Origin of the sequence: Streptomyces sp. NBC_01390 (assembly GCF_045040105.1) — a bacterium.
Classification (GTDB): Bacteria; Actinomycetota; Actinomycetes; order Streptomycetales; family Streptomycetaceae; genus Streptomyces.
The window spans coordinates 5,155,006-5,175,744 of the sequence record NZ_CP109551.1 but is presented as its reverse complement, the minus strand read 5'-3'; the positions used below and the strand labels follow the sequence as shown (position 1 = coordinate 5,175,744).

Genomic DNA, 20,739 nt, shown 5'->3' with positions numbered 1-20,739 from the left:
TCATGACCCGGACAGGTGATCGGTCATACGTTCGAATGCCGGCCGGCGGGCACTACCGTGTCAAAATTCCCCGCACATTGTCCAGACGGACGTACGGATGGGCGGCCGAGGCTAGGGCCGCGCCAGGGTGCCTCTGATCAGTGCGGCGAGGGCGCTCTCCAGGGTGGTGCGCAGGTCCAGGCAGAGTTCGGCCACCGTGGGGTCGATCTCGTAGGCGGCGAGCGCGGTGGCGGAGTGCCGGCAGTGGGCCGACAGGGTGCCGGCCAGGATCATGGTCATCATGGTGACGGTCCGGGCGCCGTCGCCGAGCTCCGGCACGTGACGGCGGAGGAGGTCGGCCGTGGTGGTGATGTTGGCGATGGTGGACCGTTTGTTCTGCAGGACGACCTCGACGGACAGGTTGTGGTCCAGCACGTTGGACTGTGCGTTGAACAGGTCGCACAACACCGTTTGGCGTGCGAGGGACGCACTGAGCACTGTGGCCATCTGGTCGCCGCGCTCGTATGCGGACAGGCAGGGGTCGACGCCTGCGGCGAGCTCGGACGACACGCCGGCCATCCACCTCGTGATGGCGCGGTCCAGCAGTTCGAGCAACACCGCCTCGCGGGATTCGAAGTAGCGCAGCACGTTCGACTTGGCCAGCCCAACCCGTCGGCTCAGCTCATTGAGGCTCGCCTCGGCCACCGGCATCTCCTCGAGCATCGCCGCCGCTGTGTCGAGGATCGCCTCGCGCCGGATCTCCCGCTGTTCCTTGCTGCGTGCTCGTTGGAATGTCATGGCGACAGTTTACGGACCACTGGTCTCTTGACAGTAGACCACTGGTCTCTTAGTGTCGGGTTCGTAAAAGACCGGTGGTCTGAAAGGGGGCGACATGAAGTGGACCGAGCGTGACATACCCGACCAGCAGGGCAGGGTGGCGGTCGTGACCGGTGCCAACGGCGGCCTGGGCTTCGAAACCGCCAGGGCACTGGCAGAACACGGGGCCACGGTTGTCCTGGCCGTGCGGGACGTCGAGAAGGGCAAGAAGGCGGCCGCGCGGATCGCGGGCAATGTCACTGTGCAGGAGTTGGACCTGACGTCGCTGGAGTCGGTCCGTGCCGCCTCGGCCGACCTGCACGGAACGTTCCCGGGCATCGACCTGCTGATCAACAACGCCGGCGTGATGTACCCGCCGAAGCAGACCACCAAGGACGGGTTCGAGCTGCAGTTCGGCACCAACCACCTCGGGCACTTCGCGTTCACCGGACTGGTGCTGGACCTGCTGCTCCCCGCACAGGACTCCCGGGTGGTGACGGTCAGCAGCGTCGCTCACCGCGCCGGGGGTGGCATCCACTTCGACGACCTGCAGTGGGAACGTTCCTACAACCGGAACGCGGCCTACGGGCAGTCCAAGCTCGCGAACCTGATGTTCACCTACGAACTGCAACGCCGGCTCGCGAGGCACGGCACCACCACCGCCGTGGCCGCGCACCCGGGTTTCTCCAACACCGACCTCATGCGCAACTCCCCGGCCGTCATCCGGATAACCGCACCCGTGATCACACCCCTGATCAGCCAGAAGGCGGAAATGGGCGCCCTGCCGACCCTGCGCGCGGCCACCGACCCCGCCGTCCTCGGCGGCCAGTACTACGGCCCGGACCGGCTGGGCGGGACCCGGGGCTACCCGCAGGTCGTCACGTCGAGCCCGGAGTCGTACGACGTGACCGTCCAGCAGCGCCTGTGGGCCGTCTCCGAGGACCTCACGGGCGTGAAGTTCCCCGCCTGAGGGCCGACGGGTGGGTGCTGACTCCTGCCGGTGCCGGAGGTCGCGCTGGCGCGGCACCGCCGGCCGGCGCCGAGGCGATGGTCTACGTACGGGTCGATGACCGGGCTCATGACCCACCAGGTGTTTCGCCTTCGACCGGGGTGCCTCCACCCGCGCCGGCACCCCGTCCATACCGAACGCCGCGGCCATCTCCTGGCAGGCCGACGGCCCTTGATGGAGCTGTGCCCGGTCCGCGAGCGCCTGCGGGATGCGCTGTCAGTCCACCGGCGGCACAGACAGCACCGACCAGGCCGGACCCGCACGCCACACCGGCACCTGCATCTGCGACCTCACCTTCGCCACCCCGGTCGTCTGCGACGACTTCTCGGTCCGCTCCCGGCGGCCGGCACGGCCCGGTCGGCCTGGTCCGCGTCCTCCCCCCATCTCACGACCGGCCGCTACTCCAACGCGGCCTCCGCCCCTCCGCCCGACCAGCGGAAACGCAGTCCCCAAGTCCTACCCGGTCCGGGAATCCAGGACCGCGACGCCGCGAAGGCGGCCAGGAGGTTGAACTCATGACAGAGACGACACAGCGACCGCCGGTCGGCGAGGACTCTCCGACCGGCGAGTCCCAGGCAGTTGACCGCGTCCGTCAGCGGACGGTTCAGGCAGGCGGACTGGAGGTTCCGATCTTCGAGGCCGGCAGCGGGCCGCTGATCCTTCTCCTCCACGGTTTTCCCGACCATGCCGCCAGCTGGAAAGGGTTTCTCGGCCGCCTTGCACAGGAAGGGTATTGGGCGGTCGCGCCCGCACAGCGCGGATACTGGCCCGGTGGCGCGGCGCCCGACGGCTCCTATCGCACGCCGGCGACCGGTCAGGATGTCCTGGACATGATCGAAGCGCTCGGGCGCGAGCAGGCGGATCTCATCGGTCACGACTTCGGTGCCATGGCGGCGTACGCGGCCGCGAGCCTCGACGCGACACGTGTCCGCAAGCTTGTCGGGATGTCGGTTCCCTACGGTCCTCAAGTGGGAACCGCATTCGTCACCAACCCTGAACAGCAGCGCCGCAGCTGGTACATGTTCTTCTTTCACACCGCTATGGCGGAGATGGCCGTCGAGCTCGACGACTTCGCCTTCATCGACCGACTCTGGCGGGAATGGTCACCCGGCTACGAGTTGCCGGAGGCGGAGCGTGCCGCGCTCAAGGACACTCTCCGCGCCGAAGGAGTCCTGACCCAGACCCTGGGGTACCACCGCCAGTTGTTCGCGCCCCCTACGGACGAGGCGGCCCTGGCCCTGGAAGCCCGGGCGAGCGGTGCCATCACCGTTCCGTCGCTCTACCTCCATGGGGCCGACGACAACAGCGTGTCCGTGGAGACGAGCGACGGCATGGAGGCCGTGTTCACGGGCGGCTTCGAACGCATCATCGTGCCCGGCGCAGGGCACTTCCCGCACCTCGAGCAGCCCAAGACGGTCACCGACCACATCCTGGGCTTCCTGAAGAGCTGACCCCCCAACCAGGCAGGGAGTAGCTCCTACTCATGATCATTGATTCTCCGAACAAGGCCACAGCGCTGCGGATCTTCCTGCGTGTCTGCGGTGTACTGATCGTCATACTGTTCAGCCTGTTGTTCGTTGGCGTCGTCGTGCAAGCACCGGTGCTCGTCACCGAGCACGGCGCGTTGCACTGGGCCGGCTGGAACGATGTCCGGTGCGACAACGAGGCCGGAGACGCTGTACTGATGCTGCTGCTGATCTACATCGTCTGGGGCGTGTTCCTGCTTCGTGCCTCAAGGAACCCGCCCGCTTACATGTCGTTCTTGAGCTTCACGATGTGGGCGAACCTTGCGCATGGATTGCTGATGGCGGTGATGGCGGCGATGAGCCTGGACGAGAACTGGAGCAAGTTCTTCTACGACATCCCGTTCGCGCTGATTATTGCGCTGGGCATCTATCTGTTGCGACCGACGCCGACGGTGGAACAGCACTCGCCCGCCACTGAGTCCTTGTGACGGACGGGACGAAACGTAGGGAGCCCTTTCGGAGTGGCCACCGATCGAGTGACGTGGGAACCGCATTCGTCACCAACGGTGAGGTAAATGCCTTTGGACCGGGCCGGGTTGGGACCAGAATGCCTCCGTGAACCATGTCCTGTGCGGGCTCGCCGCCAACACCGCCCTGCCGTCCGAACTGGTCGACCGGCTGATCGAGATCGCGGCTGCCGACGCGGACATGGAGGCCGCCGACGAGAGCGCCGACGTCTACTGGGCCGGTGACTTGGCCGATGAGCTCGCGGACCGCGCGGACCTCAGCCGCGCACAGGCGCTCGCGTTGTACGCACGCGTTCCGGAGGCCGGCGCAGGGCTTGCCCACGAGGGGCGGCTGACCGCTGCCGACATCGATCCCGTGGTCGACCCGGCGACCGCCCTCGTACTGCTCGACAAGGGGCGCGGCGACCCGCAGTGGGCCCGGCTCCTCGCGGCGGACCCGGTGACGTGGCACCGGCAGCGACTGGCCGCCTGCCCCGACCTTCCGCCCGACGTGGTCGAGACGCTGGCCGCCGACCCGGAGGTGCTGGTCGTCGCCGAACTCGCCACGGAGGCGTCCCCGGAGATCGCCGTGAGGCTCGCCGAGCATCCGCATGCCGAGGTTCGCCGGCATGTGGCCTGGAACGAAACGACGCCACCGGCGGTACTGGCGGCGCTGATCAGCGGGAAGGGGCTGTCGCCCGCGCGGAAGTGCGAGGTCTGCGACCGCGAGGAGACGCCGTACACGCACGCCCGGGACTGCGAGCGGACCGACTGCGATCTGCCGCCGGACGCCTCCTGCGACGGCTCCCACGAGTCCGCTGTGCACGGCATCCGGTACGCGGCCCTGCAGAACCCGGCCACACCCACCGAAGCCGCGGTCGCCTTCGCGGAACACCCGTCGACGTTCCTGCGCTGGGCACTCGCCGAGCGCCCCGACCTGCCCCCGGAGGTGAGTCGACGGCTCGCCGTGGATCCCGTGCCGGGTATCCGGGCCGACTTGGCGGAGAACCCGGCGATCGACGACTCCCTGATGCGCGTGCTGGCCGACGACGAGAGCCCCGACGTGCGGCGCAGCCTCGCGCACAACCCCAACGTGCCGCTCGACCTGCTCATCAGCCTGGCCGCCACCACGAAACTCGGCCCGGTCCTGCCTCCGCGCATCGCGACCGCACCCCCGGCCGAGGTCGAGGAACTGGCCCGCTCGACCAACTCGACCGTACGGATGCTGGTGGCCCTGCGACGCGACCTGCCCGCCGGGATCCGCGATGCGCTGGCCACCGACCCCGACGCGAAGGTGCTCAAGTCCGTCGCCCCGCACCCGGGCCTGTCCGAGGCGCAGCTGCGTGCCATGGTCGACCGGCACGGAGTCCGGGTCCTCGCCAAGGTGGCGACCAACCCGGACGCGCCCGGGACGCTCCTGGAGGACCTCACCCGCCACCGGCCCCCGGTCCAGAAGGCGTTCCGCGAGATCGCCCGGCACCACCACGCGACACCGGGGGCCCTGCTCGCGTGTCTGGCGGACGACAGGGCGAGACCCATAGCCGCCGGCCATCCGGCACTCCCGCCCTCGGCCATCGTGGAGTTGCTCACCGACGACGACCGCGCGGTGGCGAAAGCGGCGGCCAGGAATCCGTCGCTGCCGCCTGCGGTGATGCGGGATCTGGTGCCTTAGCTGTTCCAGGCCCGCTCAGGGCAGTCCGTGGAGTCCATGCGGTCCACGTACTCCGCCAGCCGTCCCGCCCCCGCCAGCATCGCCCGCGTACGGCCCGCCAGTGCCTCCCCGCGTGCCGCGACCGCCGCTCGCAGTGCTTCCGTGCCGCCCTCCCGGCGCAGTTCCTCCAGCACGGGTCGGATCTGGTCCAGGGGGTACTGGCTGCGCCGGAGAGTCTGGATCAGACGGGCGTCGCGGACGTCGTCGGGGCCGAACCGCCGGTAGTGCGTGCCGCGTTCGCGGGCCGGGGTGAGCAGCCCCGCTGCCTCCCACACCCGTAGCGCGGACGTCCGTACGCCGAGCAGTGCGGCCACCTCGCCGATCCGCAGGTCGGTCGCGGGGGCCGTCGCCCTCGATGCCCGCCGACCGGCCAGCGCCTCCAGGGCCTCGCGTGTCGCTCGTAGCGCCGTCCGCTGCTCGTGCAGGCCGGCGTGTGCCGCGTCGACGAGCGCGAGGGCACCCGGTACGTCCCCCTCGTGCAGGGTGCGCATGACGGCGGTCGCCGCGAGTGGCCCGTACCCGGGCTGCAGGGCACGGTACGTCAGCAACGCACGGCGGTGTACGTCCCCGAAGACGCGGTATCCGGACTCCGTCCGCGCCGCCGGGGGCAGCACGCCCGCGTCCTCGTAGTTGCGGATCTGCTGCGTCGACAGACCCGACAGCCGGGCGAGATCGACGGGCCGCAGCCGTACCTCATGGTTCGTCACGGATTTGAAGCTTAGAGGCAGTTCAGTCAGAGGTTTACGGCCCAAACCCTCAACAGGAGCTTCAATGAAAAACTTGAAGGTATGGCTGACCGAACTCCAGCGATGCACATCGAAGGCGCCCGTCTCCACAACCTCAAGAACATCTCGCTCACGATCCCGAAGCAGAAGCTCGTCGTCGTGACCGGTCTCTCCGGCTCAGGCAAGTCCACGCTCGCCCTCGACACCCTCCACCGGGAGAGTCACCGCCAGTACATGGAGGCGTGGGGCGCGGCGACCGCCGGTGTCAGCAGGCCCTCCGTCGACTCGATCACCGGTCTGTCCCCGTCCGTCAGCGTCGACCAGCGTCCGGCAGGGCGCGGCCCGCGCTCGACGGTCGGCACGGCGACCGAGGTCTTCACCTACCTGCGGCTGCTGTGGTCCCGGATCGGCGTACGCCCGTGCCCCGCCTGCGGGGAGGAGATCCCCGCGTCGTACGCCCACGACCCGCAGGGCGTCGAGGAGGACCCGGAGACCGAACCGGCGGCGGAGGGCGAGTCCGCGCCCGCCTGCCCGCACTGCTCCGCCCCCGTGCCCGAACTCGTCATGGGCTCCTTCTCCTTCAACAAGCCCGTCGGCGCCTGCCCGTCCTGCACCGGACTCGGCGAGGTGATCCGGGTGAACGTACGGACCCTGGTCGACGAGGAGTTGAGCGTCGCCGCAGGTGCCGTGCGAGGCTGGCCCAGGCAGCTCGTCGACCGCAACCTGCCCTTGCTGCGAGCCGCCGCCCACCACTACGACCTCACCTTCGACACGGACAAGCCGGTGTCCGAACTCGCGGCGGAGATAAGGGACTTGCTCTTCCACGGGGTCGAGTCGCCCGAGTTCCGCGGGCACCTCCCCGCCCTCGGGGTTGTGGGGATCGAGCCCCCGGCCACTGTCTCCGCAGGCCGTTTCGAGGGCGTCGTCACCGCGTTCATGCGGCGCTACGCCGACCGTATCGACGACGCCGACTACCGGCAGAAGGCCGAACGCTCGATGCTGAAGGAGGTCTGCGGGGCGTGCGCGGGGACCCGGCTGCGCGCCGAGAGCCGTGCCGTCACCGTGCACGGGCTCGGCATCGCGGACGCGGCCCGGCTGTCGCTCAGCGAACTCGCCGACTGGACAGCGGAGTTGAGAGCCTTCTCCACCGGGGACGAGTGGCGGTTCGCCGAACCGGTCGTCGCCGACCTGGAGGAGCGGGTACGGCGGCTCGTCGACACCGGGGTGGGCTATCTGACCCTCGCCCAGTCGAGCACCAGCCTCTCCGCGGGTGAGTCCCAGCGGCTTCGTCTGGCCGCGCTGCTCGGCTCAGGCCTCACCGGCATGCTGTACGTCCTCGACGAGCCGACCATCGGACTGCACCCCGCCGACACGGCCCGCCTCATCGACGTACTGCGCCGCCTGCGGGACCTGGGCAACACGGTCCTCGTCATCGAGCACGACCTCGACGTGCTGTGGGCCGCCGACCATGTCGTCGACATCGGTCCGGGTGCGGGCCGTGACGGCGGCCGGGTCGTCGCCGAGGGGACACCGCAAGAGGTGGCGGCGACGGAGGGGTCCGTGACCGGCGCGTATCTGTCGGGCCGGCTCCAGCACCCCGTACCGAAGGAACGCCCCGAGGCGAGCGCGGAGTTGGTGATTCGCGGGGCCCGCGCCCACAACCTCCGGGACGTCACCGTGCGGATTCCGCTGGGGCGGCTGGTGACGGTCACCGGCCCGTCCGGCTCGGGCAAGTCCACCCTGATTCTGGACGTGTTGGGCCGGGCCGCGCATCAACGCCTCGACACGGGTCGGGTGTTGTCGACCGCCATGATGTCCCCGGGGGAGCACGACGGGATCGACGGCTGGGAGCACCTCGACAAGGTCGTGACGATCGACCAGGAGCCGATCAGCCGCCTCCCGCGTTCCAACGCGGCGACGTACGCGGACGTCTTCACCCCGGTCAGGGAACTCTTCGCCGCGCAGGAGGCGGCGCGGTCGAGAGGGCTGACTCCGGCCGCCTTCTCCTTCAACGTGCCCGGCGGGCGCTGCGAGCGGTGCGAGGGCGCCGGTGTGCTCGCCGTGCACATGCACTTCCTGCCCGCGGTGGAGGTGCGGTGCCCGGGCTGCCGTGGCCGCCGGTTCCGGAGCGAGGTGCTGGCGGTGCGCTACGAGGGGTACGACATCGCCGAGGTGCTGGCCGCCACGGTGGACGAGGCGCTCACCGTCTTCCGGGGCGTACGGCAGATCGCCGCGCGGCTGCGACGGCTCTCGGACGTGGGGCTCGGCTACCTCCCCCTGGGGCAGCCGGCCACCACCATCTCCGGCGGTGAGGCCCAACGCCTCAAGCTGGCGAAGGAGTTGGGGCGCCGGGCGACCGGCCGTACCCTCTACCTCCTCGACGAGCCGACCACCGGCCTGCACGCCGCCGACACCGCGCGCCTGCTCGACGTACTCCAACGCCTCGTCGACGCGGGCCACTCGGTCGTGACGATCGAGCACAACGTCGACGTCATGCGCGCCTCCGACTGGATCATCGACCTCGGCCCGGAGGGTGGCGCCGGGGGCGGGCGCGTGATGGCGGAGGGGACGCCGGAGCAGGCCGGGGTGGGTCAGTGGGCCGGGGGTTCCTCGCAGGAATCCCGCTGAAAACCAGTGGAGCGGCGCCGCTGTGCGCCCGTACCGTCTTGCCGGCCAAGTCGTCTGGGCAAGGACGTGCCGTTGTACACCGTGTGAGACCTCCCGAGTGCTGATCTGTCGCGCGTCGCGCAGTTGCGCCGCGCTGCTTTTTGCTGCGGACTTCTCACTGGAAACGGTGTCCTTCTGTGCTCGAAAACTCGGTGGTCATGCCCACCTGCCTGCCGCTCGTCCTCCGCCGCTGCCACGCGTGCGCGTCGGATTGCTTCCGGCCGAACGGCAAGTTCCGTGTCAACGCCAACCACAAGCTGCTCGACGTCTGGCTCCTCGCGCTCTGCACCGGCTGCGGGGAGACCACGAAGCTCACGGTCCTGGAGCGGGCCCACGTGCGCTCCGTACGACCCGAGCTGCTGGACCGGCTGCACGCCAACGACCCCACCCTGGCAGCCGAGTTGCTCCAGGATCCGGTAGTGCGGCGCCGTAACCGCATCGCCCTCGACTGGGCGGGCGCCTGGCGCCTGGACACCGGTGGATCGGATCACCTGGGCAGCGAGGCCGAGACGGAGGTGGAGGTGATCGACGTCCTGGTTCGCTTCGCGGCGCGGATTCCGGTCCGGCCGGTGCGGCTGATCGCTGAAGGGTGCGGTCTGTCACGGGCCGAGGCGGAGAGACTGATCGCGGAGGGGAAGCTCGTGTCGGCTGTCAGGCTGGGCGGCAAGCTCTCCGGCGACTTCACCTTCACCCTCAAACGCTGATCCCTCACATCGCCGGCTCCAGTACGGAGTAGTCGGCGAAGCAGCGGCGGTGCCGTCCTGGACGATGGAGTAGGGCACTTGAGATCAGCTTCGTGGAGGGTGACATCTGAACTGGCTTGCGCTGTAGGGCGGGTGGGAAGGATGTCGCTGTGCCCAAGCCATGTCCGGAAGAGTTCCGCCAGGATGTCGTGCGGGTCGCGAGGAACCGCGGCCCGCGTGACGGTCGAGCAGGTGGCCGCCGACTTCGGAGTTCACGCGATGACGCTGGGGAAATGGATGCGCCGCGCGGAGCCTCAGCCCCAAACAGGGGACCCGCTCAGGCCGCAGATGCCTCGGGCCCCCCACCTCTAGCGGCTGCGCGCGTGCCGGAGAGCGGATCTGATCGTCAGTCGGTCCGCGACACGGCCTCGACCACACAGATCTGATGGATCTTGCGCCGACGCGGGCTGCAGTGGACATCGACGACGTCCCCCACCCGGAACCGGTCCTTGAGCTCCGGGTTCGCTTCGCCTGAGAACATCGGCCGGCTCCACCGGTCGACCTCGAAGGACCAGGCTTTCCGCGTCGCCGGGTCCTCGATGGAGCAGCAGTAGTGCGTGACAAACGTGAACGGGTTGTCGTGGTGAGTGTCGTAGTCCCAGCGCGAGATGACGGCACCGCGAAAGCTCGCCTCGTCGGGAACCGCCAGGACCCGACGGCGGGCCGGCAGCCACAGGGCCCACAGCAGTACGCCGGTGAGCACCGGAGCGGTGTCCCATTCCCAGCGGAGCGGCGGGCGCGCGGTCAGGGTCACCACGACCACGGCGACGAAGGCGGCGCACACGGTCACGGCCAGCACCAAGAACTGCCACAGGTGTCCCCAGCGCGGGGGATCCAGTGGCCCGGCGTCCACGACGTGCCACGATCTGCCGTACGAGGACCAGATCCGCTGCGGCTCGCGTACGGGAAGCGCCGATTCGGGGCCAGCCGCTCCCACCTGGCGTTTGGGCAGCCGATGTTCTCCAGTGCGGTCGTGGGTCCGCCACTCGCGCGCGGCCTGCCGTCCGGCGGCCGTCAACCTGGGCCCGGATTCGAGCGGGACGTCCGACAGCCGCACCAGCCCCAACAGGCTGAGCAGAAGGACCGCTTTGAGGATGATCCGCATCGACTCGGGACCGAACGAAATGCCGGCCCACAGGGGGCCGAACCAGGCCGCGAGGGCCGCACCCCGATACAGCAGCGTCACGTACTTGTTCCGGGCCGGCCGTACGAGGCCAAGAGCGGTCGCCTCGTCGCGGACACTGTCCTGAAAGCCGCGCCACCATACCCAGAACTCGTCGCCGTCGCCCGGCCCGAGGGCGCCTGTCGGCACACGGTCGACACCGCTTCGGCAGCGCCGGCGGATCCGTTCGACCACCAGTTCCTCTACGGGCCGCAGCGGTGCCGAGTCGGCGGTCTGCGGGACGATCCGTACGGTCAACGTACCGTCGGCTTTCTCTTCACCCCGCAGTCGGCCCGTGCGGACCATTTCCAGGGCGGTGGTCTCGATGCCCTTCGGAGTTGTCTCCCCGTCTCCCATGAGCAGGTTCACCACACCCGCGGTCAGCATTCGATATGTCATACGCCCCCCAGAAATGTGACCGAGAAGACTGTAGATCCTCTTGGGGACCAGCGTCTCGGCCAGGCCACTGGCGAGACTCCGTCAGGGCGGGGCCTCGTTACTGTTGGGCCGCCTGCGCAGGTGCGCAGTTGAGGGGCTTCGCCAAGGGGGCACCAGGCATGTCAGAGGGGTTGGCCCAGTGGGGGCCAGAGCTTTTCATGACGCGGGAACGGGAGCTGCGTCGCGGCCTGGCACCCGAGAACGACGTGGGAAGGGACATCGCGCAAGGGGGGTTCGAGCCCTGCCTGCTGACCCTTCTGCGGCTGTCGGTGGGCAGGCACTCGAGCACCGGTCTCACCAGTGGGTGGTTCCCGAGGGCGCTTGCCCGCACCGGCCACCTCGTCCGCGCGGCTGAGCTGGCGTACACGATCAGTGACGAGCTCAAGCAGGGTACGGAACTGCTGGAGCTGGTGCAGGCCGCGGCGGGCGCGGGAGACCTGGACGGCGCTCAGGCGCTGGCCGAGTCGATTCCCCTGCGGCAGGTGCGGGACCAGGCACTGGTCGCCCTCGTGCCGGCGTGGGCCCGTGCCGGTGAGCGTGACCGGGCCGTCGCTCTGGCGGAGAGGATCCGCTACCCGCACAACTGGGGGTGGGCCTGGGCCCTGTTGGCGAAGGCGGTGGCGGACAGTGGCGACATCGATGAGGCGCTCAGGTTCGCCGCTCGCGCCGACGACGTGGTGAGTTCTTACGCCGCCGACGGGACGGAACAGGTGCTCGCCCTCCTTGTGGAGGTGGCCGTCGTGAGCGGCGACCATGACCGGGCCGCTGCACTTGCCGACCGCGTGGAGGACATCACCCGCTCCCGCAACTCGACGGGGTGGTCCGAGCCACGGCCCCTGGCGGTGGTGTTGGCCCGCGAGGCGCTGGCGGGAGACCTTGACCGGCTCGATGCTCTCCTGCGCACCCCGCCCGGACCGGCCGTCGGCGCCGGGGGCACGGTATGCGGGTGGGCGCTCGGCGAAGCCGCCGAACAGGACATGGTGGTCCCGGAAGGAGACCTGGACGAGGCCGCCGTTCGCCCGTTCCCTCCCGGATCCCCGCTCGACGCCTGGGACATGGCCTGTGTGCTGGACGCGGTCGTTCACAGCGCCGACCAGGACGTGGTCCTGGCCCTTGCCGACCGGGCCGAAACACTGCTCGAGACCGGCGACGGCCGTGATCACGACATTCTGCTGAGGTCCGTGACACTCCTGCTGGCCAGGCACGGGCAGGTCGAGCGGGCCATGGCCCTCGCCGGCCGTCTCGACCCCGATCTGTCCGTGGCGCGGCAGGCGGACGTCGTCGGGGAACTGGCCCGGTCCGGTGACACAGGCGGTGCCGAGGCTCTCGCCCGCACGATCAACGACCGCAGGGCACAGGACAGGGCGCTGATCGAAGTGGTCCGGGAGCTGGCCCGGCGTGGCGATCCAGGCGGTGCCGAGGCTCTCGTCCGCTCGATCAACGACCGCTGGGCGCAGGGCGAGGCACTGGTCGCGGTCGTCCGGGAGACGGCCCGGCACGGCGATCACGTCCGGGCCGAGGCTCTCACCCGCTCGATCGCCCACCGCGCGACACGAGCCCGCGCCCTGGCCGCACTCGTGGAGTTGTCCGAGCCGTCCCACGCCCGCAGGCCCGCCGCGCAGGTCGTGATGGTTGCGGGCGACTGGGATCCTGTTCTGCCGGTCCTGGAGCGGATCGTGCCCCGTTCCGTGGCAGTGGTCGCCGATCGGATGATGAGCTGATCCGGCGCAGCCTCCTGATTGTCGGTGGTGCCTGCGAGACTCGTTCCATGATTCCCAAGCTGTCCTTGCACAGCCCTCGTTGGCTTGACCTCGACGGTGTGAAGGTCGAAGAGGTGAAAGCACTTCTGGAGCAGTTGTCCTCCGCGGCTGCCACCGGGAGCGGCGATGGATGGAGGCAGACCTGGACGTACCTGGCCGGCGGCCTGATGGACGACGGGACCGTCTTCGACGGGGCCTATGCCGCTCTGCCGCATCTCGTCGAGGCGGCAGCGGCCCTGCCTCCGGGACAGACCGCGGACTTCTGGGTGGACTTGGGATGCATCGTGACCGCGGAGGACAGGCCCCCCGTCCCGGCCGATCTCGAGACGGGGTTCGGCGCCGCACTGCGTCTGGCCGAGCGGGCGGCCACCCGAAGCCTCCTTGCCGCCGATACCGCCCCGCGGGTCTGCGCCCACCTCGTGCTCGCCTGCGTGGCCTTCGCCGGCCACCACATGGGCGAAGCGCTGTGGCGGTTCCCCGATCCCCGGGAAGGTGACCTCCTGCTGATATGTCCCGAGTGCGGGAGCGATACCGAGATCCCCGACTTCTTCGTGGACCCGGCAGGTCCGCCCGCCGAGGCTCCGGGGCGCCCTGATCCCGCCCATGTCAGGCAGGGAGGACATACCTGGGGCGAGGTCGCTGCCGCATTGCGCGAGGAGGCGGTGGGAGAGGAGTGGGAGCCCTTCCTGCGGGTGGCACGCGACGTCGCGGTGGCAGGGGTACCCCCCGAAACACCGGGGCAGGCCGTCCTGTGTCTGGTCGTCGGCATGGTCGCGGTCGGGGGCACCCCGCGACAGGACGCAAGGGAGTTGGCCCGCCAACTGATGGCGCTCACCGGCGACTTCCGCTGCTGGGACTGCGAGCGGACGTGGACGATCGCCGACGGCCTGGCGGAGAACCCGGACGGTGCGAGCCCCCGGCACCGTCCGACGGAGGCGCGGGCGGACTCCGACGAGTCGGCCGCCATGGTGGAGTCGACGGCGCCCGGACGAACAGGTGAAGCGGCGACTCGGTTCCGGCAGGACGGGAACGAGGTGCTCGCGGCCGACGGCACCCCCTGGGGCCGTATGTCGGTGTTTTCCGATGTGCCGGTGTTCTCCGATTCGGCGCCCGGTTCATCCGGGGGTGTCGACGCGCTGGCGGTGGTGTCCGGCCCGGGTCGGCCGACGCTCGTGGCCGGCGCCGGGGACACGGGCGTGGTGTGTCTGTGGGACGTGGCCGACGCCCGGCTCGTCCATGCCCCGCTGCCAGGACATCGTGACCGTATCCGCTCGATGACGGCCCTGCCCCTGCCCGACGGCCGCGTCCTTCTGGCGAGCGGAGGCGACACCGGGACGATCGCCCTGTGGAACCCCGTCACCGGGCAGCCGGTCCGCGAACCGGCCGGGGACTGGCTTGGCGGGGTGACCGGAATGTGTACCGCGATCGTCCCCGACGGCCGTACCCTGCTCGTCACCGCCACCCCCCGAGGCGCGGTCCGGCTGTGGGATCCGGACACCGGTGAGTGCGTCGGGCGCCTCAACCCCTATGGCAGTCCGATCCAGTCGATCGCCGCCGTCCCGATCTCCGCCGGCCACACACTGATCGCGGCCGCGGATACCGCGGGCCGCCTCCATGTGTGGGACCCGGCCGTCGAGGATCCCTGGGAACGCGGCGCGGCCGTGCAGTTGAGCGCCCGTGCCCTCGCCGATGCCGACCACCGGGTGGCAGCCGTGGCGGCTGTGCCCACACCCGACCGAACCCTGTTGGCCACCGGAGACAACCAGGGCGTGGTCATGCTGTGGGACCTTGCCACCGGTGCCCCGGTCGGCGACGGTCTGCCTGCCTCGACAGGCACCGGGGGCCTGCCGGTCATCACCGCCTCCCCCCTGCACGACGGCCGCACGGTCCTGGTCACCGGCACCCGTCACGGTCACCGGCTGCGGGTATGGGAACCGGAGACCGGCGCGGTGAGGCACATCGCCCTGGATGTGGTGCTCACCTGTCTGGCCACCGCGGGTCCGGACCTGATCGTCGGGCACGACCGAGGGGTCCTCAGCCTCCCGCTCACCAGACGATGAACGCGTTCAGCCGAGACCCGTCTCACCCCGTCGCGCGGAGCCTCGGGGCGGATGCCGAGAACCCGCGCGAGGTACGCGACAGCGGTCGACACACTCGCCTACAGCCCGGACGGCCGGACCCTGGCCACCGGCAGTGAGGACTGGACCGTCCTGCTGTGGGACCCCGACATCGAACGCGTCGCCACCCGGATCTGCGCCACGGCCTTCCCGACGATCACCCGCGCCGAATGGCGCCAGTACTTCCCGCAGTGGAACTACCGTCCGGCTTGCGAGAGTTGAGGGAGCTCGTCGCTTGGCGACCGCCCGTCGACCGCCGGCCGGACAATCAGTCCGGCAGTCCGGCAGTCACGCGGTTCTGCGGGCCACACCCCCGTAGATACCGATCTCCTCGGACCGCTCCGGCGGCGGGGCGGCCGGGCGCCAGAACGGGACCTGGGTCAGGCCCGGGTCGAGCAGTTCGAAGCCGTCGAAGAAGCGCTCCACCTCGGTGCGGGGGCGCAGGTTCAGGCTGGCGGTCGCCTTTCTGCTGTACTCGGCCTGGGCGTCGGTGCGGTCCGCGAAGTCGCCCGTGGCGTGCGAGAGGACCAGGAAGCTGCCGGTCGGCAGTGCGTCGCGCAGGGTGGCGACGATCTCCCCGGGCTTCTCCGCGTCGGCCAGGAAGTGGACGACGGCGACCAGGAGCAGGGCGACCGGCTCGTCGAAGTCGATGACCCGGCGGACGTCGGGGTGGTCCAGGACGGCCCGCGGGTCGCGCAGATCGGCGAGGACGGTGCTGGTCCCGCCGCCGGAGCGGCTCAGCAGCGCGTCGGCGTGCGCTTTCACTATCGGGTCGTTGTCGACGTACGCGACCCGTACCTCCGGCACCAGCTCCTGGGCGACCTCGTGCACATTGGGCGAGGTGGGCAGCCCGGTGCCGATGTCGAGGATCTGACGTACACCGCTGCCGACCACGTGCCGTACGGCGCGCCGCATGAAGGCACGGTTGGCCCGCAGGCCGATCCGCACCTCGGGCGCGGCGGCGGCGAGCGCGTCGCCGGCCTGCTGGTCGACCTCGTAGTTGTCCTTGCCGCCCAGCAGGTAGTCGTAGATCCGGGCAGGGTGCGGCCTACTGGTGTCGATGCCCTCGATACGGACCTGGTCCTGCGTCACCCTGCACCCCTGTCCATCGACTTCCTTTGGGTTCCTTCAACTTCCTTGTCGGTGAGGGTAGTTCACGGAGGGATGTTCACGAGGCTCGGTGCCTGCTCCGCGTACGGGAACGCATACGGGAACGGGAACGCTCGCGCGCCAACGTATTCGGTCGGTGTCGGCACCCGAGGCACCCGTACCGCTCGGACCGGGGTGCCGGTTCGGGCGGCGCCGTGCCAGCCTGCGGCCCCATGCCTGGCCCGGTGCCTCGACACAGCGGTAGCTCAGCACGCACAGCGGCAACAGCACGGCGAAGAAGGCCACTTCGAGTACCGGACTGTTCTGCCGCCAGCGGCCGATCGTGCTGTCGGCGACCGTCAGCAGTACCGGGTGCAGCAAATAGACGGAGTAGCTGATTGTCCCCAGGACGAGGAGCGCGCGAGGTACGCGGCGGTCGCGCAGCGTAAGGCCGGCGCCGAAGGTGAGTACGGCCAGGAGGAACGCCGTGATCCAGGCGCGCCGTGTGAAGTGGTCCCCGTCGCCGTACCCGTACGCGCTCCCCACGGCGCAGGCGACGACCACGACGGCTGTCCCGGCGGCGTACCGCCGGCTGCCGCGACTGTGCTCGGCCCGGTGGACGACCGTGCCGAGGAACATCACGGCGAGGATCACCAGGCCCTCCCACACCGGGACCGTGCCGTTGAAGAGGACCAGCACGAGCGCCAAGGTTCCGGCCAGCACACCCCCGAACGCCCGGAGCCTGGGCGATGCCGCGCTCGTGCAGCAGACGGCGATCACCAGGGCCACCGCGGTGAGCGCGACCAGCCGGCCGGTGCCGACGGCGGCGGAGAGGGCGGAGGGCGGGAGGGTGACCCCCGCTGCCACGCTCAGGGCGGCGAGCACGGCCAGGGTGACGGCGACCGGCGCCGACCGCTCGTGTCGGCGGACCGTGAAGAGGGCGACGACCAGGAGGTAGAACGCCATCTCGTAGGAGAGCGTCCACAGGACCAGGAGGACGCTGGGGGTGCCCAACAGCTCCTGGAACAGGGTGAGATGGGCGACGGCGGTGCTGGCGCTGCCGAGGTCGGTGCGCAACTTTGCGACGCCCAGCAGGTTGAGGACGAGGAGTGCGGTGACGGCGGCCACGCACAGGGGGTAGATGCGGAAGACCCGACCGATCCAGAACGTCCGTACACAGCCCCGGCGTTCCAGCGAGGCCGGGATGATGTACCCGCTCACCAGGAAGAACACCATGATGCCGAACCTGCTGGTGCTGAACTCGGGCATCAGCTCCCGTCGGAACTCCGGGAGGAAGAAGTAGGACGAGTGGTCGAACACGACGACGAGCGCCGCGATCCCGCGCAGGGCGTCCAGCCAGCCCAGTCGGCTCAGGCGTTCCCCTGGGGGGTTCGGCGGGCCGGTCATGGGGTGAGCTTCACGGGGACGCAGGGCTCGGGCCCGGGCTTGGCTGTGGGGGAGCCGACTGTGTCCCGGTCGATTTCGTAGGCGTGGATCGCCCGTGGCTCGGCCCTGCCCTTGCTGTTCTCGAAGACCAGCACATTGCCCCGGCTCAGGGTGACGCGAACGGGCACCTTCCAGGCGTGGGCGGGTTCACTGTCGCCGTCGTGCTTGTCGATCGTGACGAGCTTTTCCCCCTTGGCCGTCACGAGATCGATGGTCGCGACGGTGCCCCACGGCTTGCAGGCGTATCCGGGTCGGAGCGTCGTCACGTCCACCTCGATGCCGTTGCGGCTCAGCTCCCGCGCGATGGCGAGCTGATCGTCGCGGTAGATGTGCGTGCCCTGGAGGGTGAGCGTGACCCTGCCGTCTCCATGGGGCTCGACCGCGAACGCCATCGATTCGGCCGGTGTGCCGGGGACGATCACCACGGCGAGTCCGGCCCCTCGGGGAGCCGTTCGAGCGCGGCCAGGGCCCGTCGCCCGGGGCTCTCCGCGTCGAGCTTGTCCTCGATGCGGACTATGTCGTCGGCCTCCAGCAGCCGCCGCCCGGAGAAGCGCCGGTCGCGCTCGGCCTCCCGGGCGACCCGGCGCCGCTCCGACGACACGACGTTGCGCGCGATGCCGTACAGCCAGGCCGTCTCGCTGCCCAGGCGCGGCCGGTAGGTGTGGGCCGAGTCGAGGACGGCGAGGAAGATCTCGGCCGTCAGGTCGGCCGCCGTGTGGGGGTCGTCGACCCGCCGGGCCACGAAGCGCAGCACCGCGTCCACATGACGCCGGTAGAACGCCTCGAAGAGCGCCGGGTCCCGCACCGCCTCGGCGGGCCCACCCCTCGACCGCTCCTCTTCCGCACCGTCCACTCGCGTCTCCTTCGTGTCCCGTCCGTAGCGTCGCCCGCCCTTCTCCTGTTCTTGGACGGAGACACGAAAAGCGTTACGCGCGCCCCCTCGTCGCGGCACGTTCGGCCCCTCGATCAATCCTGTGGACGACCCCACCCGCAACTCTGGAATCTCTCGTTCCGATTCGCTCTCTCCGGATTCCGCTTAGCGGTCTCCGCCCTTGCCGTCAGGGTCGATTGAGTGTTCGAAGTCGCCCAAATCCTCGCTGTCGCACTTCGGCTGATTCCTGTCTATTAATGCCGCATATTGTCCAATTTCTTAAGTGCTCCTGGTCACTATTGGTTGATGTGCGAATAACAGTGGGCATCTCGATCACCATGACCACGGAGACGCGTACGCCCCATCCAGTTCTTGATCAAGCCGCCGTCACGGGCCTCCTCTTTCAGGACGGCGAGGAGGGAAACACCCTCCACGGCCGGTGGCGGAAGGCAGTCTCGAACGATCTGTTCCGGTATCGACCCGGACTGAGTGCCCCACAACGATGGCGGCTCGCCTACGACAGGCTGCGAGCCCTGAACAAGGAAGTCCCGTCGCCCGAACTCTTCGCCAACGACCCTCGCGGACTCGCGGCGTTGCACGAGTGGACCTGCCCGGTGGACGGCGCCACGGTCACCGTGGCCGGGATCCACTACAACCTCTTTCTCGGCAGCGTCGTCGACGACCAGGTCTCCCCGCAGCGCGAGTTGACGGACTTCGCCACCATGTCCCGTATAGGCACCTTCCTGTGCACCGAGCGCGCGCACGGAAACGACGTGGCCGCGCTGGAGACCGTCGCCCGGTACGACAGGGAGCGCGACGAGTTCGTCCTGCACACCCCCCACCCCGGCGCGCAGAAGTACATGCCCAACACCAGCTCCGCCGGCGGGCCCAAGACCGCGGTGGTCGGCGCCCGGCTGATCGTCGACGACAAGGATCTGGGCGCCTTCCTCTTCCTCACCCCACTGAGCGACGACTACGGCACCCTGCCCGGCATCACCGTCACCCTGCTGCCCGAGCGCGTCGGCGCCTCGGTGGACCACTGCGCCACGAACTTCGACCACGTACGGCTGCCCCGCACCGCCCTCCTCCAGGGCGCCCACGGTCAACTCCTGCCCGACGGAAGCCTCGTGAGCTCGGTCGGCAGTCCGCGCAAGCGGTTCCTGCACGCGATCAGCCGGGTCACGGCAGGCAAGCTGTGCATGAGCGCGAGCGGGCTCGGGGTGGCCCGTACGGCGCTCGCCATCGCCGTCCGGTACTCGTACACCCGGCACATCTCCGGGCCGGTGGCCGGGCAGCGTGTCCCGCTCGCCGCACACCGCAGCCACCACACCCGCCTCCTCGACCACACTGCCACCGCCTACGCCATGACGTTCCTGCACCGCCTGGCCACCGAGCGCTGGGTCAACCACGCGCCCGAGGAACGCGCCGACGCCGAGCGGCTGGTCGCCGTCACCAAGGGGTGGGTCACCTGGCGGTCCCGCGAGATCGCGACCGAGAGTCGCGAACGGTGCGGAGCCCGGGGCCTGTTCGGCGTGAACGGACTCGCCGCCCTGGCCGGCGACATCGACGGCGCGATCACCGCCGAGGGCGACAACCTGGCGATCTGGTGCAAGGCCGGCGCCGAGATGATCTTCGGGCACGATCTGGCGCCGGAACCCCTCCGGCCCACCGGCGACGAGCCGTTGACCGACCCGGGACTGCTGCGCCGCGCCCTCACCACCGCCGAGCGCTACTGGCACACCGCCGCCCGTCGGGACCTGCGGCGCGGTGACAGCGGCGACGCCCTCGGCCGCTGGAACAACGCCTCCGACGCCGCCCTCGCCCTCGTGGAGGTGTACACGGTGGGTCAGGCGGCCGACGCTTTACTCACTGCCTGCGCCAAGGTCTCCGACCCGATCACGCGCGCCGTCCTGGAGGACCTGGCCACGCTCTTCCTCCTCCGTCAGGTCAGTGCCCGCAGTGGCCTGCTGCTCGCCGAACAGGCCCTCACCGCCGACCAGGTACGCGCCCTCCCGGAGACCCTGCACGCCCTCACCACCCGGCTCGCCCCGCACCTCTCCACCCTGACGCAGGCTTTCGACGTCCCGGAGGAGCTCCTGTCGGCGCTGCCGATGCTCTCCGGCGCCTGACCGGTGTGGCGGGTGTCTCGGGTGAGTCGGACGAGGCAATTCTTGACCTAAAGGTGACGTGCACATGACGCTCAATTGATGTGCCCTGACTGACGTAAGCGACAA

16 protein-coding genes and 2 pseudogenes are annotated in these 20,739 nt (G+C 69.9%); 10 read left to right on the top strand and 8 right to left on the bottom strand.

Going from position 1 to position 20,739, the window contains the following annotated elements; all coding sequences use genetic code 11:
• Positions 1 to 111: 111 nt before the first annotated feature.
• Positions 112 to 777, bottom strand: coding sequence for a TetR/AcrR family transcriptional regulator (locus tag OG241_RS23320; protein WP_405817511.1), 666 nt, complete (start codon positions 775 to 777; stop codon positions 112 to 114).
• Between the two features lie 94 nt (positions 778 to 871).
• Between OG241_RS23320 and OG241_RS23315 the strand changes: the two genes are divergently transcribed.
• On the top strand, positions 872 to 1,765 hold the full coding sequence (locus OG241_RS23315; RefSeq protein WP_405817509.1) for an SDR family NAD(P)-dependent oxidoreductase: 894 nt from the start codon (positions 872 to 874) through the stop codon (positions 1,763 to 1,765).
• A gap of 114 nt (positions 1,766 to 1,879) precedes the next feature.
• Here OG241_RS23315 and OG241_RS23310 read toward each other — a convergent pair.
• Positions 1,880 to 2,199 (bottom strand): annotated as a pseudogene (locus OG241_RS23310) (hypothetical protein); the annotation flags it as partial.
• A 120-nt stretch (positions 2,200 to 2,319) separates the two neighbouring features.
• Here OG241_RS23310 and OG241_RS23305 point away from each other — a divergent pair.
• The 3 genes from OG241_RS23305 (at position 2,320) to OG241_RS23295 (ending at position 5,448) form a co-directional block, all read left to right on the top strand.
• Complete coding sequence (locus tag OG241_RS23305; RefSeq protein WP_405817507.1) at positions 2,320 to 3,255, top strand: alpha/beta fold hydrolase; 936 nt, start codon at positions 2,320 to 2,322, stop codon at positions 3,253 to 3,255.
• A 32-nt stretch (positions 3,256 to 3,287) separates the two neighbouring features.
• Positions 3,288 to 3,758 (top strand): DUF6632 domain-containing protein, encoded by a 471-nt coding sequence (locus OG241_RS23300; protein WP_405817505.1) that lies wholly within the window; start codon positions 3,288 to 3,290, stop codon positions 3,756 to 3,758.
• A gap of 127 nt (positions 3,759 to 3,885) precedes the next feature.
• Positions 3,886 to 5,448 (top strand): hypothetical protein, encoded by a 1,563-nt coding sequence (locus OG241_RS23295; RefSeq protein ID WP_405817504.1) that lies wholly within the window; start codon positions 3,886 to 3,888, stop codon positions 5,446 to 5,448.
• Here the strand turns inward: OG241_RS23295 and OG241_RS23290 are convergent.
• A complete protein-coding gene (locus OG241_RS23290) occupies positions 5,445 to 6,194 on the bottom strand; it encodes a MerR family transcriptional regulator (RefSeq protein WP_405817502.1) in 750 nt (249 codons plus the stop codon). The two genes, OG241_RS23295 and OG241_RS23290, sit on opposite strands and share 4 nt — an antisense overlap.
• An 81-nt stretch (positions 6,195 to 6,275) precedes the next feature.
• Here OG241_RS23290 and uvrA point away from each other — a divergent pair, with 81 nt between their 5' ends.
• Positions 6,276 to 8,840: an excinuclease ABC subunit UvrA gene (gene uvrA / locus OG241_RS23285; RefSeq protein WP_405817500.1), complete on the top strand. Its 2,565-nt coding sequence runs from the start codon at positions 6,276 to 6,278 to the stop codon at positions 8,838 to 8,840.
• Positions 8,841 to 9,037: 197 nt separating this feature from the next.
• Positions 9,038 to 9,583: a DUF1062 domain-containing protein gene (locus tag OG241_RS23280; RefSeq protein WP_405817498.1), complete on the top strand. Its 546-nt coding sequence runs from the start codon at positions 9,038 to 9,040 to the stop codon at positions 9,581 to 9,583.
• A gap of 385 nt (positions 9,584 to 9,968) precedes the next feature.
• On the opposite strand, the gene OG241_RS23275 is transcribed toward OG241_RS23280, so the two are convergent.
• Positions 9,969 to 11,171, bottom strand: a complete 1,203-nt coding sequence (locus OG241_RS23275; RefSeq protein WP_405817496.1) for a hypothetical protein — start codon at positions 11,169 to 11,171, stop codon at positions 9,969 to 9,971.
• A gap of 209 nt (positions 11,172 to 11,380) precedes the next feature.
• On the opposite strand from OG241_RS23275, the gene OG241_RS23270 reads away from it, so the two are divergent.
• From OG241_RS23270 to OG241_RS23260, 3 genes are read left to right on the top strand one after another with little or no spacing between them, the layout of a single operon-like run.
• Entirely contained in the window at positions 11,381 to 12,943 is a 1,563-nt protein-coding gene (locus OG241_RS23270; RefSeq protein WP_405817494.1) for a hypothetical protein, read from the top strand.
• Positions 12,944 to 12,990: 47 nt separating this feature from the next.
• Positions 12,991 to 15,042, top strand: coding sequence for a WD40 repeat domain-containing protein (locus OG241_RS23265; protein WP_405817492.1), 2,052 nt, complete (start codon positions 12,991 to 12,993; stop codon positions 15,040 to 15,042).
• Positions 15,043 to 15,093: 51 nt separating this feature from the next.
• Positions 15,094 to 15,321, top strand: a complete 228-nt coding sequence (locus OG241_RS23260) for a hypothetical protein (protein WP_405817490.1) — start codon at positions 15,094 to 15,096, stop codon at positions 15,319 to 15,321.
• A gap of 66 nt (positions 15,322 to 15,387) precedes the next feature.
• On the opposite strand, the gene OG241_RS23255 is transcribed toward OG241_RS23260, so the two are convergent.
• The 4 genes and pseudogenes from OG241_RS23255 to OG241_RS23240 form a co-directional block, all read right to left on the bottom strand.
• Entirely contained in the window at positions 15,388 to 16,191 is an 804-nt protein-coding gene (locus OG241_RS23255; protein ID WP_405817488.1) for an SAM-dependent methyltransferase, read from the bottom strand.
• A 36-nt stretch (positions 16,192 to 16,227) separates the two neighbouring features.
• On the bottom strand, positions 16,228 to 17,595 hold the full coding sequence (locus tag OG241_RS23250; protein WP_405817486.1) for an acyltransferase family protein: 1,368 nt from the start codon (positions 17,593 to 17,595) through the stop codon (positions 16,228 to 16,230).
• Complete coding sequence (locus OG241_RS23245) at positions 17,592 to 18,059, bottom strand: hypothetical protein (protein ID WP_405817484.1); 468 nt, start codon at positions 18,057 to 18,059, stop codon at positions 17,592 to 17,594. Before OG241_RS23245 ends, OG241_RS23250 begins: the two co-directional genes overlap by 4 nt.
• Positions 18,060 to 18,070: 11 nt before the next feature.
• Positions 18,071 to 18,487: pseudogene (locus OG241_RS23240) on the bottom strand (RNA polymerase sigma factor); the annotation flags it as partial.
• Positions 18,488 to 18,843: 356 nt separating this feature from the next.
• On the opposite strand from OG241_RS23240, the gene OG241_RS23235 reads away from it, so the two are divergent.
• Positions 18,844 to 20,634 (top strand): acyl-CoA dehydrogenase, encoded by a 1,791-nt coding sequence (locus OG241_RS23235; RefSeq protein WP_405817482.1) that lies wholly within the window; start codon positions 18,844 to 18,846, stop codon positions 20,632 to 20,634.
• The last annotated feature ends 105 nt before the right edge of the window (positions 20,635 to 20,739 follow it).

What these genes read in the sequence shown, in the direction of transcription:
- OG241_RS23320 (WP_405817511.1), bottom strand. Translation starts at nt 777, where the DNA reads ATGACATTCCAACGAGCACGCAGCAAGGAACAGCGGGAGATCCGGCGC.
- OG241_RS23315 (WP_405817509.1), top strand. Translation starts at nt 872, where the DNA reads ATGAAGTGGACCGAGCGTGACATACCCGACCAGCAGGGCAGGGTGGCG.
- OG241_RS23305 (WP_405817507.1), top strand. Translation starts at nt 2,320, where the DNA reads ATGACAGAGACGACACAGCGACCGCCGGTCGGCGAGGACTCTCCGACC.
- OG241_RS23300 (WP_405817505.1), top strand. Translation starts at nt 3,288, where the DNA reads ATGATCATTGATTCTCCGAACAAGGCCACAGCGCTGCGGATCTTCCTG.
- uvrA (WP_405817500.1), top strand. Translation starts at nt 6,276, where the DNA reads ATGGCTGACCGAACTCCAGCGATGCACATCGAAGGCGCCCGTCTCCAC.
- OG241_RS23280 (WP_405817498.1), top strand. Translation starts at nt 9,038, where the DNA reads ATGCCCACCTGCCTGCCGCTCGTCCTCCGCCGCTGCCACGCGTGCGCG.
- OG241_RS23275 (WP_405817496.1), bottom strand. Translation starts at nt 11,171, where the DNA reads ATGCTGACCGCGGGTGTGGTGAACCTGCTCATGGGAGACGGGGAGACA.
- OG241_RS23270 (WP_405817494.1), top strand. Translation starts at nt 11,381, where the DNA reads ATGACGCGGGAACGGGAGCTGCGTCGCGGCCTGGCACCCGAGAACGAC.
- OG241_RS23265 (WP_405817492.1), top strand. Translation starts at nt 12,991, where the DNA reads ATGATTCCCAAGCTGTCCTTGCACAGCCCTCGTTGGCTTGACCTCGAC.
- OG241_RS23260 (WP_405817490.1), top strand. Translation starts at nt 15,094, where the DNA reads ATGCCGAGAACCCGCGCGAGGTACGCGACAGCGGTCGACACACTCGCC.
- OG241_RS23250 (WP_405817486.1), bottom strand. Translation starts at nt 17,595, where the DNA reads ATGACCGGCCCGCCGAACCCCCCAGGGGAACGCCTGAGCCGACTGGGC.
- OG241_RS23235 (WP_405817482.1), top strand. Translation starts at nt 18,844, where the DNA reads ATGACCACGGAGACGCGTACGCCCCATCCAGTTCTTGATCAAGCCGCC.